This window comes from Limnochorda sp. LNt, assembly GCF_035593265.1.
Taxonomy (GTDB): Bacteria; Bacillota; Limnochordia; order Limnochordales; family Geochordaceae; genus Geochorda; species Geochorda subterranea.
Map to the genome: position 1 here is coordinate 84,234 of NZ_CP141614.1, position 16,580 is coordinate 100,813.

Consider the following 16,580-nt stretch of genomic DNA (forward strand, 5'->3'; position numbering starts at 1 on the left):
GTCCTGGGCCGGGAGTCTGGACGCTGGCTGCCGACCTGTCCATGGATCCTAGTTTGCCAGATCGCGGAGCCGGCTGGGAGGGGCGGGGCAGGGGCAGCCGGGCCCGTGACCGTGGGCTCGAAGGGGAATAGCAATGGTTCGCAGAACCCGTCAGCCGGAGCACGGGATGATGCCATACCGGACAACGACGGGAGAGCACCGCATGGGATGTGGGGGATGAGCCGGCAAGAAACCGTTTGCAGACCCTTGCTCCGGCCATCCGATCGATGCTTTGGGGGGATGGATGTTGCGAACGGCCAAGGAGGCCACGGCGTCGAAGTCGGTGGACGTCGCGCTCGAGGCCATCGGGGCCGAGCGGCTCCTGGCGATGTACCGGATCATGGTGCTCTCACGGGCCCTCGACGAACGCATGTGGATCGTCCAGCGCCAGGGCAAGGTACCCTTCGTCATCACGGCACAGGGGCAGGAGGCCGCCCAGGTCGGGGCTGCCATGGCCCTGCGCCCCGGCCATGACGTCGTCCTGCCCTACTACCGCGACATGACCCTGATGCTCGCCCTGGGGATGACGCCCCGGGAGCTGATGCTCAACGTCTTCTCCCGGGCGGAAGACCCCAACAGCGGGGGGCGCCAGATGCCGGCGCACTTCAGCCTGCCCCGCCTGCGGGTCTTGACCGGCTCCAGCCCCGTGGGTACTCAGATCCCTCACGCCGCCGGAGCGGCCCTGGCCAGCCGCCTGCGGGGCGAGGACAGCGTCACCTTCTGCTCCTTCGGCGAGGGGGCGACCAGCACGGGCGACTTCCACGAGGGCGTCAACTTCGCCGCGGTGCTGCAGCTGCCGGTCATCTTCTTCTGCCAGAACAACCGCTACGCCATCTCCGTCCCCCAGCGCCGCCAGATGGCCGTGGAGAGCGTGGCTGCCAGGGCCGCGGCCTACGGCATCGAGGGGGTCAGCGTCGACGGGCAGGACCCCGTCGCGGTCTACCAGGTGGTATCGCAGGCGGTCGAGCGGGCCCGCGCGGGCGCTGGCCCGACCCTGATCGAAGCCGTCACCTACCGCTACGTGCCGCACACCAGCGACGACGACGACCGGGTGTACCGGAGCCGAGACGAAGTGGACCAATCCCGACGGCGCGACCCGATCCCGCTCCTGCGGGACCGGTTGGTGGAGGCGGGTCTATGGGACGACGCCCGGGAGCAGGCCCTGCGGGAGGAGGTGGCACGGATCGTCGACGATGCCACCGCCTACGCCGAGCAGGCACCGCCGCCCGATCCGGCCACCGTCGCGCGCCATCTCTTCGCCGAGCCTGCGGCCGAGAGCTGACGGGGGAGCGTGGGAGTCTTGGCCGTCAAGCGTATGATCGAGGCGATCCGGGAGGCGCTGGACGAGGAGATGGCCCGGGACCCGCGGGTCATCGTCCTGGGGGAGGACGTGGGCGTCAAGGGGGGTGTCTTCGTCGCCACCCGCGGCCTCATCGAGAAGTACGGGCCCGACCGGGTCATCGACACGCCCCTCTCGGAGTCGGGCATCGTCGGGGTGGCCATCGGCGCGGCCATGAATGGCCTGCGGCCCGTGGCGGAGATTCAGTTCGCCGACTTCATCCACCCGGCGATGGATCAGATCATCAACGAGGCGGCGCGCATCCGCTACCGCTCCAATGGGGCGTGGGGATGCCCGGTGGTGGTGCGCGCGCCGTACGGGGCCGGCATCCGTGGGGGCCTGTACCACTCGCAGTCGGTGGAGAGCTTCTTCGCCCACGTCCCCGGGCTCAAGGTGGTCATCCCCTCGACGCCGGCCGACGCCAAGGGGCTGCTCAAGAGCGCCATAAGGGACGAGGACCCGGTCATCTTCCTGGAGCCCAAGCGAGGCTACCGCGCCATCCAGGGAGAGGTGCCCGACGGCGACTGGGTGGTGCCCATCGGGCCCGCCCGAATCGCCCGCGAGGGGGACCGGCTCACCGCCGTCGCCTACGGCATGATGCTGCACCTGGCGCTGCAGGCGGCCGAGCAGGTGGCGGGGGAGGGGATCGAGGTGGAGGTGATCGACCTCAGAACGCTGGCCCCCCTCGACCGCTCGACCATCCTGGCGTCGGTGCGCAAGACGGGCCGGCTGCTGGTCGTCCACGAGGATAACCGCACCCTGGGCATGGGGGCCGAGGTCGCTGCCCTAGTGGCCGAGGAGGCCCTCTACGACCTGGACGCGCCCGTGAGGCGCGTCACCATGCCCGATCTGCCGGCCACGCCCTTCGCCGCCGTGCTGGAGGATGCCGTACTGCCCGATACCCAACGGATCGCGCAGGCGATGCGAGATCTCGCCCGCGAGTGAGGAGGCGCGCCGCCGTGGTCATCGACGTCGTCATGCCCCAGCTCGGGGAGAGCGTCACCGAGGGACAGATCGTCCGGTGGCTCAAGCAGCCGAACCAGCCCGTCGCCCGCTTCGAGCCCCTGGTGGAGGTGCTGACCGACAAGGTGACCGTGGAGGTGCCCTCGCCCGTCGAGGGGCGGCTGCTGTCCATCGAGGTGCCCGAGGGGGAGACGGTGCCGGTGGGCACCGTCATCGCCCGTCTCGAGGCGGCCGGGGCCACCGCCCCCGCGACGCCCGAGCCGCGGCCTGCGGGTACCGTGCAGAGCACCGGGCCGGGGCCGGCAGGTCTCGATGCCGAGGGCGCGACAGGGGGCGGCGGCGCCGAGGCACGCTACTCGCCTGCCGTGCGGCGCCTGGCGCGTGAGCACGGCGTCGACCTCGCCCGAGTGAGGGGAACCGGCCATGGGGGCCGGGTGACCCGAGAAGACGTGCTCGCCTACGTCGCGGCCCGGCAGCGCCAGGCAACGGCCCCTCCGTCAGCTCCGCCCGAGCCGCCGTCCACCCCGCAGCGGCCGCCCGCCGTGTCGCCGGGGCGGACACCCGAGCCGGCCGGCGCCGTGCCGGCCAGCCCGGTGCGCCAGGTGATCGCCCGCCGCATGGTCGAGAGCTGGACGACCATCCCGCACGCCTGGACCATGGTAGAGGCCGACGTGACGGCCCTGGCCGCGTTGCGCGAGCAGGTGCGGGAGACGTTCGTGCGGCGGGAGGGCTTCGAGCTGACGTACCTGCCCTTCGCCGTCAAGGCCGTCGTCGAGACGCTGCAGGAGCACCCCGAGCTCAACGCCTCCTGGCAGGACGGGCGCATCGTCTACCACCGATCCGTCCACGTCGGGGTCGCGGTGGGGCTGGAGGACGCCCTGCTGGTACCGGTCATCCGGGAGGCCGAGCGGCTCAGCCTGGTGGGGCTGGCGCGGGCGCTCCACGATCTGGTGCGACGGGCCCGCGAGAGGCGCCTGGGCGCGGACGAGACCGCCGGCGGCACCTTCACCGTCAACAACACCGGCGCCTTGGGCTCGGTGCTCTCGGCCCCCATCATCAACCCGCCCCAGGCCGCGATCCTGACCACCGAGGCGGTCCAGCGACGGCTGGTGGTGCTCAAGGACGACCAGCTGGCGATCCGGTCCATCATGGCGCTGTGCCTCTCCTTCGACCACCGGGTCGCGGACGGGGTGCAGGCGCTGAGGTTCCTCAACGGTGTCAAGCGCCGCCTGGAGGCGTTCGGGCCGGGTATGCCGCTGGCCTGAGGTGTTATAATGGCCTCGCTACCCCCTGCCCCCGGGCCGGGGTCGGTTCCCGGGGTGCCGTACGTCCAAAGGGAGGAGGTGGGTGCCGTGATGCGCCCCTACGAGGCCGTGGTGGTGCTGACGCCCACCCTGGAGTCGGAGGAGGCCTACGAGAGCCTCGTCGCCCGACTGCAGAAGGTCATCGCCGACGGCGGCGGCCTCTTGCGAGCCGTCGAGCGGTGGGGTCGTCGACGTCTGGCCTATCCCATCGAGCGCCACCACGACGGCTACTACGTGCTCCTGCAGTTCGACTCGGAGCCAGCCGTCACCAAGGAGCTGGATCGGGTGCTGCGCATCACCGACGCCGTCTTGCGGCATCTGGTCGTGAGGCGCCATGAGGACGCCGAGGACCAGGCCCCCGAGGCCGTGGCCGTCGGTGAGGAAGGGAGCCCCGAGCCATGATCAACCGCATCATCCTCGTAGGCCGGGCTGTCCGCGACGCCGAGCTGCGCTACACCGGGTCGGGTGCCGCCGTCACCCGCTTCCGCATCGCGGTGGACAGGCCGTTCACCAACCAGCAGGGCGAGCGGGAGACGGACTTCATCGACGTGGTCTGCTGGCGCAAGCTGGCCGAGACGGTCGGCGCCTACGTGCGCAAGGGCCGCCTGGTGGGGGTGGACGGGCGGCTGCAGATCCGCACGTACGAGGATGCCAACGGGGTGCGACGGGTACAGCCGGAGGTGGTGGCCGACCGGGTCTCCTTCCTCGGGCCGCCCGCGCGGGGCACCGAGGAGGGTGGCGCGGAGCCTGACGACACGGGCTTCGCCGATGACCTGGGCGAGGTGGCTGCCGCCGACGAGCCGCCGTTTTGAGAGCATCGACGAAGGAGAGGGTCGATCGACCCCATGCCCAAGGACAAGAAGCGTCGACGCAAGGTCTGCGCCTTTTGCGTCGACAAGGTCGAGTGGATCGACTACAAGGACCCCAATCGCCTGCGCAAGTACATGACGGAGCGGGCCAAGATCCTGCCGCGGCGGATCACGGGCAACTGCGCCCGTCACCAGCGGCAGCTGACCATGGCCATCAAGCGGGCTCGCCACCTGGCGTTGCTGCCGTTCGTGGCCGACTGAGACCGCCGCCGCGTCCGCAGGCGGGTGCCGACGGAGCGAGGGGCGAGTCAGGCGTGGCCGGTGTCAGCCAGGCCCTGCTCGCTCCTCGCTTTTCCGCGCCCCGCGGGGAGGACCTGGCCCGGACGAGCCGGAACCATGCTGACCCGGGGCCGCACGGGTGGACGGAGGGTGCCAGCGCGATGGAAGAGCCCGCAGCCGGCCGAACCGACGGGGAGTGGGCCAAGAACCTCCGCGCCATCGAGCACCTGAAGGCCGAGATGGCGGCGGCTCTGGCCAATCTGTACCGCGCCATGCTGCGCGCCAGTGACGAGGCCGTGACGGAGGCGTTGGCGGCCCTCGTCATCGCAGGGTATCTCCTGGCCAGGCGGCTCGGCATCAGTCCGGCCCGGCTCGACATGAAGATCGAGACGCGCCTTCGCACCACCATGGCCCAGGGACACGAGTTGGAGCAGTGGTACGGCGACTTCACCGCGCTGTACCGCCACTTCCAGGGAGGGACACGCCGATAACCGCCTCGTCGTCACCCGAACGTGTCCGGGTACGTCGCCTGACGGAGGGCGGCCTGCTGGCGGCCGTCACCGTCGTCTTGGGCTGGCTGTCGCTGTACGTGCCGTACCTGATCGTCGTGCTGCCGGCGCCGATGGCGCTGCTGGTCTACCGCCACGGGGTGACGGCGGCCATCAGTGCCTGGGTGGTGGCGGCGATCCTGTCGGGCGTGCTGCTGGGCGGCCTGGGAGCGGTGCTCTTGCTGATCCCGTCGGGACTTACCGGCCTGTCGCTGGGCATGGCGCTGCACGCCGGATGGCCCCCGGGTCGGGTGCTGGCCGCCGCGGTGGCCGGCGCCACCCTGGCCACGCTGTTGAGCCTGGGGCTCTCCTTCGCGCTGGTGGGGATCGACCCCATCGAGCGGCTCTTCACCGTCTACGAGGAGGGGATGCAGGGGGCGGTCTCCCTCTACGGCCGGCTGGGCCTCCCGGCGGAGCAGCTGGAGATGGCCCAGGCCCAGCTCCAGGCGACCCTGGAGCTGATGCGGGTGCTGCTGCCCGTGTTGCTGCTGTCGAGCGCCCTGGTCAGCGCGCTGGTCAACCACTGGGCCGCGCGGGCGGTGCTGGTGCGCCTGGGCGAGCGCATCGCCTGGTTCGAGCCCTTCGCCCGCTGGCGCTCGACGCCGTTGGCGCCGGCGCTGGTGGCGGCCGGGCTGCTGGTAGGCATGGTGGCGGGGGCGCATCCCTGGGTCGGTGTGGCCGCGGCCAATCTCTCCTTCGCCGGCGCCGTCATCGCGTTCGTGCAGGGACTCTCCCTGGTCTGGTTCTGGTTCGACCGGGCGGGCCTGGCCAAGGGCTTTCGCCTGTTGCTGGTATTGCTGGTACTGTGGCTTCCCATCGCCAACCTCGCTCTGGTGGTGGCCGGGCTCGTCGATCCCTGGTTCAACTTCCGCCGCCTCTAACCCGCGCCCGGGGGCTTGCGGAGGCGGACCGGGAGTGGCCCGGCACGGGAGATGGAGAGGAGCAGACGGCCATGAAAGTGGTGTTGACCCAGGACGTCAAGGGCGTCGGCCGCGCCGGTGAGCTGGTGGAGGTGGCCGACGGCTTCGGTCGCAACTATCTCGTGCCCCGGGGGCTGGCCGTGATGGCCACCGGGGGCACCGTCAAGGCGGTCGAGCACCAGCAGGCGGTCATCCGGCGCAAGCTGGAGAAGGAGCGTGCCGAGGCGGAGAGCCTGGCAGCCAAGCTGCAGGGGGCGCGCGTGGTGGTGAAGGCGCGGGCCGGCGATGCCGGCCGGCTCTTCGGCTCCGTCACCGCCGCCGACGTGGCCGAGGCGCTCGAACGCGACCTGGGGGTCAAGGTGGACCGGCGGCGGATCGAGCTGGAGGGCCCCATCAAGAGCCTGGGCGAGCATGCGGTGTCGCTGAGGCTGGCCCCCGGGATCTCGGCGGAGGTCCGGGTCGTGGTGGAGGCCGCCGACGGCGAGGGGCCGTCTGCATGAGTCGAGCCCACCTGTCGCCGCCGACTCCGGAGCAGGCCCTCGCGCGGGAGGTCCTGGCCCTGTGGGATCGGGCCCGGGAGATCTACGGGCCCGAGCGCCTGGTCCTGATGGCTGCCAAGGTGGGCGTCCTCTCCATGATGCGCTCCTCGGACCTGCGCCAGCAGGTGACCGCCCTGCTGCGGGTGCTGGAGCAGCGACCGGCCACGCCCGTCGAGGGCGCCGAGGAGGAGCTGGACGCGCTCGTCGCCCGGGCCGAGGAGCGCATCGCCGACGAGCTGGCGCGCAAGCGGGTCCGCGACGAGATCGAGCGCCAGGTGCACCAGCGGATGCAGCGCCAGCAGGCTCGCTACCTCGAGGAGCTGCGCCATCAGATCGCACGGGAGCAGGGCGGTCCCGACAACGCCCATACCCTGCGCAAGTATGCCCAACTGGAGCAGCTGGAGCGCCGCGGGCTGGGCACGTCGCTGTTGGCCGCGCTGCGGCCCCAGCGCCTCGAGGAGGTGGTCGGCCAGCAGCGGGCCGTACGGGCGCTGTTGGCCAAGCTCGCATCTCCCATGCCCCAGCACGTCTTGCTCTACGGTCCGCCGGGGGTCGGCAAGACGACGGTGGCTCGCCTCGTGCTGGAGACGGCCAAGCGTCTGCCCTTCACCCCCTTCTCGGGGGATGCGCCCTTCGTGGAGGTGGACGGGGCGACGCTGCGGTGGGATCCCCGGGAGGCCTCCAACCCCTTGCTGGGCAGCGTGCACGATCCCATCTACCAGGGTGCCCGCCGGGACCTGGCCGAGTCGGGGGTGCCGGAGCCCAAGGTGGGGCTCGTGACGGAGGCTCACGGGGGGGTCCTCTTCATCGACGAGATCGGCGAGATGGACCCGGTGCTCCAGGGCAAGCTCCTCAAGGTGCTGGAGGACCGCCGGGTCTTCTTCGAGTCGGCCTACTACGACCCCCACGACTCCCGGGTGCCGCGATACATCCGCAAGCTGTTCGAGGAGGGGGCGCCTGCGGACTTCATCCTGCTGGGCGCCACCACCCGCAGCCCCCACGACATCAATCCAGCCCTGCGCAGCCGGTGCGCCGAGGTCTTCTTCGACCCGCTGACGCCGTCGCACATCCGCCAGATCGTTGAGCAGGCGGCCCGACGGGTCGGGCTGGAGCTGGAGGAGCCGGCCGTCCAGCTGATCGCCGAGCACTCGCCGGACGGGCGCCGGGCCACGGTGCTGCTGGCGGACGCCTGCAGCCTGGCCTTGTCCGAGCGGCTCGGCGTCGACGGGCAGGTCTCCGTCCCGGCCCAGCCCGGCCCGCGTTATCTCGACGGCCTGCGGGTGAGTGCGGCCCACGTGCAGGAGGCGCTCCGCGCCGCCCGGCTCGTCTCGCCCTGGCGGGTGCGTGCACGGCCCACGCCCAGGGTGGGGCGGGTGTTGGGGCTGGGAGCGCACGGATTCAGGGGCGTGGTGCTCGAGGTCGAGGCAGTGGCCCTGCCGGCCCGGACCGCCGGCCAGGGCACGGTGCGCTTCAACGAGGCCGCGGGGAGCATGGCCCGCGACTCGGTCTTCGTCGCCACGTCCCTCGCCCGTAGCCTGCTGGACGTCGACGTCGCCCAGACCGACCTGCACGTCAACGTGGTGGGCGGTGGGCGCATCGACGGGCCCTCCGCGGGCCTGTCCATCGCCTGCGCCATCATCAGCGCCTTGCTCGACGTGCCCGCCCGCCAGGACGTGGCCGTCACCGGTGAGCTCTCCCTCTGGGGCGACGTCAAGCCGGTGGGGGCCATCGTGGAGAAGGTCTGGGCCGCCCGCGAGAGCGGCATGCGCCAGGTGCTGGTGCCCGCGGACAATCTGGCCGACGTGCCGCCCGAGCTGGCCGGGGAGACGGTGCTGGGCGTACACCGCATCGAGGAGGCGCTGGACCTGGTGCTGGGGGGGCCTGCATGGCGAGCGCGGTCGGGACGCGCCTCGTCGGCCTGATCGGCTACCCGGTGGGGCACACGGCATCGCCGGCCATGCACCAGGCGGGCTTCCGCGCGCTGGGGCTCGACTGGTTCTACGTGCCGATGGAGGTCCCGCCGGGCCTGGTGGGCGATGCGGTGCGGGGGCTGAGGGCCCTGGGCTTCGCAGGGGCCAACGTCACCATCCCCCACAAGCAGGCGGTGCTCGGTCACGTCGATCACCTGACGTCCGAGGCACGGCGCGTGGGCGCGGTCAACACCCTCTGGATCGACGGGGGCCGCATCGTCGGCCACAACACCGACGTCGCCGGCTTCCGCCAGGCCGTCGCCCGGGCCTTGCCGGACCTCGACGGGCGGGTGGCCCTGATCCTGGGCGCCGGTGGCGCGGCGCGGGCCGCCATCGCCGCCTGCGTGGGGGCGCCGTGCGAGCGGGTGGTGGTGGCGGCACGTCGACTCGAGGCGGCCCGGGAGCTGGCCCGTGCCTTCGGCCGGGTGGAGGCGGTCGCCCTGGAGGCGACGAGTCTCCATCCGTTGCTCGAGTCCGTGGACCTGCTGGTCAACGCCACGCCCCTGGGCATGGCCGGCGTAGGCCAGGGCGAGGCGCTGGTCGAGCTCGCTCCCCCGGCCCGCCTCGCCCCGGGTGCGGTCGTCATGGACATGGTCTATCGTCCGCTGGATACCCCCCTGCTGCAGGCCGCACGCCAGGCGGGACGGGCGGTGGTGACCGGAGCGGCCATGTTGCTCCACCAGGGGACCGCCGCCTTCGAGTTATGGACCGGGCGACCTGCCCCCGTGACGGCCATGGCCCGGGCCCTGGCACGCGAGCTCGGGGTCCAGGAGCCCGACGAGGCCGGCCTACCGACGCCGCCACAGCCAAAGCACGCCGGGTAAGGTCAGCGTGGCGGCCACCCACAGATCCAGGGGGTCGATGCGGCGCAGCAGCAAGCCCATGACCGCGGTGGCCGACACCGCCCACGCCCGCGCCGCCCAGGCCTCGGACGGTCGGGTGCGGGCCGCCTCCGGGGCGCCGAGGACGTGCAGCAACGCCAGCGGCACCACCGAGAAGGGAAGGAAGTGCAGCACCCCGACGCCACGGGCCAGCCAGTCCAGACGGCCGACCCAGGTGCCCGCGATGGCCACGGCGATGGCCACCATGCCCAGGCGGACCGACGAAGGCCGCCACCCGACGGCCCGGCCGGCGCCCGACGAGCCGCCGGTCAACCATCGGGGCAGCAGGCCGTCGGCCCACATGGCCCCGCCGAGCTCCAGCGACGCCAGCATGCTGCCGTTGGCGGACGAGAGGGTGGCCACCAGACCCCCGAGGGCGACCGCGGCGGCGCCCCCGCGTCCCGCCAGGCGGCGTGCCACCTCGGCCAGCGGGGTCGGGCTGGTGGCCAGGTCGACGTGGTGGACGACGCCGACGCTGACCGCCATCACCCCCGCGTACAGCGCCGTGACCGCGAGCACGCTGGCGACCATGGCCCGGGGCACGGTGCGCCGCGGGTCCTGGATGGCCCCCGCCGCCTGCGCCACCATCTCGAAGCCGAGGTAGGAGGTGAAGACGAGCGGAACGGCGTCGAGGACGCCCGGCCACCCGTAGGGGAGCAGCGGCGCGTAAAAGGCGGGGTCGACCCGGAGGACCCCCGTCAGCATGAAGCCCCCCATCACGATGAGCAGGATGGCCACCGAAAGATTCTGGAGAGCTGACGCCACCCGAGGGCCCATCGCGTTGACGGCGGCCACCGCCAGCACGCACGCCGGGGCCGTCAGGTACTCGGGGGCCGTCACGAAGTAGGTCAGGTACCGGGCGAAGCCCAGGCAGTAGAAGGAGGTCGACAGCCCCATCCCCACCCACAGCTGCCATCCCGCCACGAAGGCTGCCGTGGAGCCCAGCGTGTCACGGATGTAGACGTACGGCCCGCCGGAGACGGGATGGATGGTGGCCAGGTAGCCGAAGTTGACGGCCAGGACCAGCGCCCCGGCACCCGCGATCACATAGCTTAGGATGGCGCCGGGGCCCGCGTAGCGGGCTGCGTCGGCCGACAGCGAGAAGATGCCGGCGCCGACCATGGTGCCCACCCCCAGGGCCCATGCGCTGGTGAAGCCCATGGGACGCCGGGGATGGGTCGGCTGGCCAACCCTCTGGATCGGATGCATGCCGGGAGGAGCCTACGTGCGGTCGTGGACGGGCATGTGGGGACCGGCGACGGGAAGGGAGCGAGTGCGTCGTGGCACGGGGTGATCGGCTCAGGCTGGGGCTGCTCTTCGGAGGGCGCTCGGGGGAGCACGCGGTCTCCATCCTCTCGGCCCGGTCGGTGCTGGCCGCGCTGGATTCGTCGCGCTACGAGGTGACGGCCATCGCGATCGACCGGCGGGGGCGCTGGTACACGGGGGATGACCCGTGGCAGGTGCTGGAGGCGCTGGCCGCAGGATCGGTCGAGGAGCTCCGCCCGGTGACGGTGGTGCCCCAGCCCGGGCACCCGGCCAATCCTCTCCTCGACGTGGCCTTTCCCCTGCTGCACGGCCCCCTGGGGGAGGATGGGACCATCCAATCCATCTTCGAGCTGGCCGAGATCCCGTATGTCGGGGCCGGGGTGGCCGCCAGCGCGGTGGGCATGGACAAGGCGCTGATGAAGGCCGCTTTCCGGGCCGCCGGCCTGCCCATCGTGCCCTATCGAGTCGTCTCCCGCTCCCAGTGGGGCGCCGACCCCGAGGCCGTCGTCCGGGCCGTCGCCGAGGAGCCGGGCTTTCCCGTCTTCGTCAAGCCTGCCAACCTGGGGTCCAGCGTCGGGGTGGGGCGGGCCGGCGACGCCGGGGAGCTGCGGGCGGCCATCCAGGAGGCGCTCCGCTACGACCGAAAGGCGCTGGTAGAGGCGTCGGCGGCCCCAGCCCGGGAGATCGAGTGCAGCGTACTGGGGCTCGACGAGCCTCGCGTCTCGGTGCCCGGCGAGGTGCAGCCCGGCCGCGAGTTCTACGACTACGAGGCCAAGTATCACGATGCCGGCACCCGTCTCCTGGTGCCGGCGCCGCTGGAGCCGGAGGTGGAGCGCCGGGTGCGTGAACTGGCCGCCCGTGCCTTCGCGGCCATCGGTTGCGAGGGGATGGCGCGGGTCGACTTCTTCGTACGCTCCGGGGGCGAGGTGCTGGTCAACGAGATCAACACCATCCCCGGCTTCACCGCCGTCAGCATGTACCCCCGGCTGTGGGAGGCCTCGGGGCTGCCGTATCCCCAGCTCCTGGACCGGCTGGTCGAGATCGCCCTGGCGGTGCACGAGGTGCGGCTCGCGATCCGGGCCGCCAACGCGGAGTATCGGCTGGCCGCGCAGGGAGGGGGGGTGCGGGGGCCGAAGTCCTCCGGCTAGCCGGGGTGAGCGCAACGAGGATGGCGCGTCGGCGGGTTCGCATCGAGTGCACATCGGCCGGCCGTCGCTACCTGCCCGTGGCCGAGGAGCTCGTGGAGCTGTATGCGCCGCGGGTCGGCTGGCAGGGCGTGGCGGCGTGGCTCGTGCTGCGAGTGGCCGCGGAGCGGGGCGAAGCCGTCGGCGACGAGGAGCCTGCCTCCTTCGTGGCGAGACGCCTGGGGTTGACGCCGCTGGAGGCGGCCGAGGCCCTGCGGCGCCTCACCCTCTACCGGCTGGTAGAGGAGACGGCGGACCATGCCGTCCGCGTGCTGGAGCCCCTGAGCGCGGCCGAGTTCGCCCGGTCCTTCGGAGAGGGGCCCCCACCTGAGCTGTCGCAGGAGACGGAGGCGGGCCGGGCCGAGCCCGCGGCCACCTCCGAGCCGGCGGGCGCGGAGGCGTCGGCCTCCATGCCGACCGACCTGCGGGGCGTCCTGGAGTGGTACCACCGCCGCATCGGCCTCATCAGCGACAGCCAGGCCGAGCGGCTCCAGGAGTGGATCACGCAGCGGGGGATGACGACCGACGTGGTGGCCCTGGCCATCGAGCAGGCGGCCAGGTCCGCGGAGTACGCCAGCTTCAGCTATCTGGAGGGCATCTTGCGCAACTGGTACAACCAGGGCGTGCGGACGTGGGCCGACGTGCTGCGGCGGCCGCATCTGGCCACGGTGCTCGGCGCGTCGCGGTCGGCGGAGCGCTCGGATGCCCCCATGGTCGGCGTGCCCAACGCGGATGCCTACCGGCCCATCGATCCCGAGCGGGTCCGCCGCATCAAGGAGCTGTACGGCCATGGTGGATGAGCCTGCCCGGACCTCCACGCTCGCGACCCGCACGGCGACGCTGACGCCCGCGCCCGGGGCCGTGCCGGGGTCGCCCCACGGCACCTTCGTGCCCTACGACCCCGACGCCGAGCGGCGGGTGCTGGGCATCCTGCTCAAGTACCCTGACAAGGCCGACCTCGTGCTGGACAGGCTGCGGCCTGCCCACTTCTACGACCGCCTGCACCGGCTCGTCTATCGCATCATCGTGGAGCTCTACAACACCACGGGGCGCATCTCGTTCACCCAGGTCTTCAACCGCCTGCGCAAGGAGGCGCAGGTCAGCGAGCCGGAGTCGGTGCTGCTGGAGCTGACGGAGTCGTTCGGCACGGCCGCCGAGCTGGAGCCGGCCGTGGACGTGCTGCTGGACAAGCATGCCCGCCGGCGCATCCTGGAGGCCGCCCAGCAGGTGGAGCACATGATCCTCTTCGAGACGCACCCCTCGCTCTCGGAGTGCCAGGCCGTCGCCCAGCAGATGATGTTCGAGGCCACCTCCGAGGAGGGGTCGCTGGAGGACGACGTCAAGACCCTGCGGGACGTCCTCGCTCGCTGCTACTTCAACCTGGTGGAGCGGATGGAGGGACGCCGCCCTCCGGGGCTGATGGTGCGCTTCCCCTCGGTCGACAGCATCACCACGGGCTTCAAGAAGAAGGACCTGATCGTCCTGGCGGCCCGGCCCAGCATGGGCAAGACGGCTCTGGCCCTCAACTTCGCCGTGCACGTGGCGCGCTTCGAGAAGGTGCCGGTGCTCATCTTCTCCCTCGAGATGGACGACGAGCAGATCGGCGACCGCATCGTCATCTCCGAGCTCTTCCGCTTCCAGCAGGATGGCAGGGGGCGGGAGCCCGTCACGTCGCTGGACTACACCACCCGGATGGACCCGGAGAAGTTCGCCCGGACCCAGTCCATCTTCAACGAGCTGCACGAGTTGCCGATCCTGGTGGTGGACAAGCGTGGCCTGTCGGCCACCGACATCCGCGCCAAGGCCCGCCGGGTCAAGGCCAGTTACAAGGATCTCGGGCTGATCGTCATCGACTACCTGCAGCTGATCCGGCCGCCCGGCGAGCCCACCAGCAAGAGCTGGGCCCAGGTCGTGGGGGACGTGGTGCGGGAGCTGCGCGACCTGGCAGGGGAGCTCAACGTGCCCATCCTGCTGCTGTCGCAGCTCAACCGAGGGGTGGAGGCTCGCGAAAACAAGCGGCCGGTCATGTCGGACCTGCGCGATAGCGGCAACATCGAGGAGTTCGCCGATGTGGTGATGTTCCTCTACCGCGAAGACTACTACTACCCCGAGAAAGCCCGAGAGAAGGGCCTCGAGGGCGTCGTCGAGGTCATCGTGGCCAAGCAGCGCCGGGGTCCGACCGGCGTGGCCAAGCTGAGGTTCGTGCGCGACTACACCCGTTTCATCGACCTGGCCGAAGAAGAGGGCTAAGCGCCCCCGATGGACCTGCTCGATCACCTGGAGCGGGTGCGGCTCCGCCTGGCCGCTGCCTACCGCCGGCTCAGGCAGGAGGGGGCCATCACCGAGGAGCAGCTGGAGGCCGTCATGGAGGTCATCGACCGGATCGAGCACCTTCCCCTCGACGAGGTGCGCCGACGCCTGCAGGAGCTGGGGCATGCCGCGGCCGACAGGCGCCAGGCGGAGCATGGAGGCGGCTCCGACCCGGGCGCCGCGACCCCGGCGGCAGGCCCTGGGGGCGAGGGCGCATGAGCGGCCCGTCAGTGGGCAGGCCCCCGTCGCCCACCACCACCCGCTCCCGGGCGGTGTGCAAGGGAGCGCTCCTGCTCCTGGCGCTGGCCCTGGTCAGCGTCATGGGGCACTCCTGGGCCGTCATGCCGGTGCGAGTCGAGGTGGACGGTGATGTGCTGGAGGGGGACGTCCTGAGCGGGACGGTGGCGGGCGTCCTGGGCCAGCTCGGCGTCACGCTGCGAGAGGGTGACGAGACGGATCCCCCGTTGCAGCGTCGGGTGACGCCCGGCCAGGTCATCTCGGTGCGGCGGGCCTTCCCCGTCCACCTGACGGTGGACGGCGCGCAGCGGCGGACGCTGGTGGTGGGGGGTGACGTGGCCGATCTGCTGGAGCGCGAGGGGATCGCCCTCGGGCCGCTCGACTACGTCGTGCCCGATGGGGCGACGACGCTGTCACCCGACATGACGGTGCGGGTCGTGCGAGTACGGGAGGAGGTCGTGGTGCGCCAGGCCCCCATCCCGTACCAGACGCTACGGTGGGCGGAGCCTCGGTGGGAGCGAGGCAAGACGGGCTTGCTGAGGCCCGGCAGGGAGGGCCTCGCCGAGTACACCGAGCGCCTGCGCTACGAGGATGGCCAGCTCGTCTCCACGGAGCGCCTCGCCACCCGGGTGCTGCAGCGACCCCAGGACGAGATCATCGGCGTGGGCACCCGCATCGTCTGGAGGACCCTGGAGACGCCCCTGGGGCCCGTTCGGTACCGGGAGGCCCGCCAGATGGTGGCCACCGCGTACTACCCCGGCCCGGAGAGCACGGGCCGCTACGCGGACGGCCTGACGGCGACGGGCATGCGGGCCGGCCACGGGGTGGTGGCGGTCGACCCCAAGGTGATCCCGCTGGGGACGCGCCTCTACATCCCGGGGTACGGCATGGCGATGGCGGGCGACGTCGGGTCGGCCATCAAGGGCAACCGCATCGACCTGGGCTTCAACACCCTGCGGGAGGCCCTCCACTTCGGACGGCGCACGGTGACGGTCTACGTCCTCGACTGAGCACGGGCCGGCCGCGCAGGGGCCGCCGCGCCCGTCGACCCCTGCGGGGTTGCAGGCCATCCTGACCCGTTACCAGCTGAGGCCCCGGCGGCGGCTGAGCCAGCACTTCCTCGTGGACCCCCGCCAGGCCGACCGGATCGCCGACGCCCTGGAGGCGAGCCCCGGAGATGTGGTGCTGGAGATCGGCTCGGGGCTGGGGGCGCTCACCCTGCCGCTGGCGCGGCGTGCCCGATGGGTGGTCGCCATCGAGCGGGACGCCTCCCTGGCATCGGCGCTGGCCGACATCCTGGTGAGCCACGGCTTGCGTCCCACGGTGGATCTGGTGGTGGCGGACGCCTTGCGCCTGCCCCTGACCCATCTCAAGGAGCTGGTGGCGTCGGCGCGCCACGAGCCGGGCACCGTGCCACGACCGCAGGCGCGGGTGCTGGTGGCGGGCAACCTGCCCTACGGCATCACGAGTCCGCTGTTGCTCTGGCTGGTGGACGAGCCGGGGTGGCACCGGGCCGTGGTCATGGTGCAGAAGGAGGTGGCCGACCGCCTCGCCGCGGCGCCCTCGACGCCCGCGTACGGATCGCTGACCGTGGCCGTCGCCACCCGCTGCAGGGTGCGCCCGCTCTTCGACGTCTCGCGCCGCTGCTTCTTCCCGGTCCCCGAGGTGGACTCGACCGTGCTGCAGCTCGAGCCCCTGCCCCGGCAACTGGCCCCCGAGGAGCGCCGGCGGCTGGAGCAGGTGCTCCGGGCCGCCTTCGGGCAACGCCGCAAGACTTTGCGCAACGCGCTGCGCTCCCTCACGCCGGACCCCGCCAAGGTCCAGGCCATCCTGGACCGGGCCGGCGTCGACGGGGCGCTGCGGGGCGAGGCCCTCGAGCCGGAGCGGTTGCTCGACCTGGCCCGGGCCTGGGCCGCGATCGATGGGCGCCCTTGAGGTCGGGCCGTGCTATAATCGCGACGGTTCGACGGAGCCGAGGAGGTGAGCTCCCGC

18 protein-coding genes are annotated in these 16,580 nt (G+C 72.0%); 17 read left to right on the top strand and 1 reads right to left on the bottom strand.

Going from position 1 to position 16,580, the window contains the following annotated elements:
* The first annotated feature begins 283 nt into the window (after positions 1–283).
* From VLY81_RS00460 to VLY81_RS00510, 11 genes are all read left to right on the top strand, one after another.
* A complete protein-coding gene (locus tag VLY81_RS00460) occupies positions 284–1,321 on the top strand; it encodes a thiamine pyrophosphate-dependent dehydrogenase E1 component subunit alpha (protein ID WP_324669043.1) in 1,038 nt (345 codons plus the stop codon).
* 18 nt (positions 1,322–1,339) lie between these two features.
* Positions 1,340–2,323 (top strand): alpha-ketoacid dehydrogenase subunit beta, encoded by a 984-nt coding sequence (locus tag VLY81_RS00465; RefSeq protein ID WP_324669044.1) that lies wholly within the window; start codon positions 1,340–1,342, stop codon positions 2,321–2,323.
* A gap of 14 nt (positions 2,324–2,337) precedes the next feature.
* A complete protein-coding gene (locus VLY81_RS00470; protein ID WP_324669045.1) occupies positions 2,338–3,606 on the top strand; it encodes a dihydrolipoamide acetyltransferase family protein in 1,269 nt (422 codons plus the stop codon).
* 90 nt (positions 3,607–3,696) lie between these two features.
* Positions 3,697–4,047, top strand: a complete 351-nt coding sequence (gene rpsF / locus VLY81_RS00475) for a 30S ribosomal protein S6 (RefSeq protein ID WP_324670439.1) — start codon at positions 3,697–3,699, stop codon at positions 4,045–4,047.
* Complete coding sequence (locus tag VLY81_RS00480; RefSeq protein WP_324669046.1) at positions 4,044–4,457, top strand: single-stranded DNA-binding protein; 414 nt, start codon at positions 4,044–4,046, stop codon at positions 4,455–4,457. Before rpsF ends, VLY81_RS00480 begins: the two co-directional genes overlap by 4 nt.
* Before the next feature lie 33 nt (positions 4,458–4,490).
* Positions 4,491–4,715 carry a 30S ribosomal protein S18 gene (gene rpsR / locus VLY81_RS00485; protein WP_324669047.1) on the top strand — a complete coding sequence of 75 codons (225 nt, stop codon included), beginning with the start codon at positions 4,491–4,493 and terminating at the stop codon, positions 4,713–4,715.
* Between the two features lie 179 nt (positions 4,716–4,894).
* A complete protein-coding gene (locus VLY81_RS00490; protein WP_324669048.1) occupies positions 4,895–5,224 on the top strand; it encodes a MazG-like family protein in 330 nt (109 codons plus the stop codon).
* Entirely contained in the window at positions 5,167–6,162 is a 996-nt protein-coding gene (locus tag VLY81_RS00495) for a YybS family protein (RefSeq protein WP_324669049.1), read from the top strand. The genes VLY81_RS00490 and VLY81_RS00495 overlap by 58 nt, the downstream gene beginning before the upstream one ends.
* Before the next feature lie 71 nt (positions 6,163–6,233).
* Positions 6,234–6,701, top strand: a complete 468-nt coding sequence (gene rplI, locus VLY81_RS00500; protein ID WP_324669051.1) for a 50S ribosomal protein L9 — start codon at positions 6,234–6,236, stop codon at positions 6,699–6,701.
* On the top strand, positions 6,698–8,662 hold the full coding sequence (gene lonC / locus VLY81_RS00505; RefSeq protein ID WP_324669053.1) for a Lon family ATP-dependent protease: 1,965 nt from the start codon (positions 6,698–6,700) through the stop codon (positions 8,660–8,662). Before rplI ends, lonC begins: the two co-directional genes overlap by 4 nt.
* Complete coding sequence (locus VLY81_RS00510) at positions 8,626–9,534, top strand: shikimate dehydrogenase (RefSeq protein WP_324669054.1); 909 nt, start codon at positions 8,626–8,628, stop codon at positions 9,532–9,534. The genes lonC and VLY81_RS00510 overlap by 37 nt, the downstream gene beginning before the upstream one ends.
* Here VLY81_RS00510 and VLY81_RS00515 read toward each other — a convergent pair.
* The gene (locus tag VLY81_RS00515) at positions 9,499–10,800 is read right to left on the bottom strand and encodes an APC family permease (protein ID WP_324669055.1); all 1,302 of its coding nucleotides are present in this window, start codon (positions 10,798–10,800) and stop codon (positions 9,499–9,501) included. The two genes, VLY81_RS00510 and VLY81_RS00515, sit on opposite strands and share 36 nt — an antisense overlap.
* 71 nt (positions 10,801–10,871) lie before the next feature.
* Here VLY81_RS00515 and VLY81_RS00520 point away from each other — a divergent pair, with 71 nt between their 5' ends.
* Genes VLY81_RS00520 through rsmA form a run of 6 tightly spaced genes read left to right on the top strand, consistent with a single transcriptional unit; the run spans position 10,872 to position 16,523 of the window.
* On the top strand, positions 10,872–12,005 hold the full coding sequence (locus tag VLY81_RS00520) for a D-alanine--D-alanine ligase family protein (RefSeq protein ID WP_324669056.1): 1,134 nt from the start codon (positions 10,872–10,874) through the stop codon (positions 12,003–12,005).
* A 5-nt stretch (positions 12,006–12,010) separates the two neighbouring features.
* Positions 12,011–12,841 (top strand): DnaD domain-containing protein, encoded by an 831-nt coding sequence (locus VLY81_RS00525; RefSeq protein ID WP_324669057.1) that lies wholly within the window; start codon positions 12,011–12,013, stop codon positions 12,839–12,841.
* A complete protein-coding gene (locus VLY81_RS00530) occupies positions 12,831–14,291 on the top strand; it encodes a replicative DNA helicase (RefSeq protein WP_324669058.1) in 1,461 nt (486 codons plus the stop codon). The genes VLY81_RS00525 and VLY81_RS00530 overlap by 11 nt, the downstream gene beginning before the upstream one ends.
* 9 nt (positions 14,292–14,300) lie before the next feature.
* Complete coding sequence (locus tag VLY81_RS00535) at positions 14,301–14,570, top strand: hypothetical protein (RefSeq protein WP_324669059.1); 270 nt, start codon at positions 14,301–14,303, stop codon at positions 14,568–14,570.
* A complete protein-coding gene (locus VLY81_RS00540) occupies positions 14,567–15,598 on the top strand; it encodes a resuscitation-promoting factor (RefSeq protein WP_324669060.1) in 1,032 nt (343 codons plus the stop codon). The genes VLY81_RS00535 and VLY81_RS00540 overlap by 4 nt, the downstream gene beginning before the upstream one ends.
* A gap of 49 nt (positions 15,599–15,647) precedes the next feature.
* On the top strand, positions 15,648–16,523 hold the full coding sequence (rsmA, locus tag VLY81_RS00545) for a 16S rRNA (adenine(1518)-N(6)/adenine(1519)-N(6))-dimethyltransferase RsmA (protein WP_324669061.1): 876 nt from the start codon (positions 15,648–15,650) through the stop codon (positions 16,521–16,523).
* Positions 16,524–16,580 lie beyond the last annotated feature (57 nt).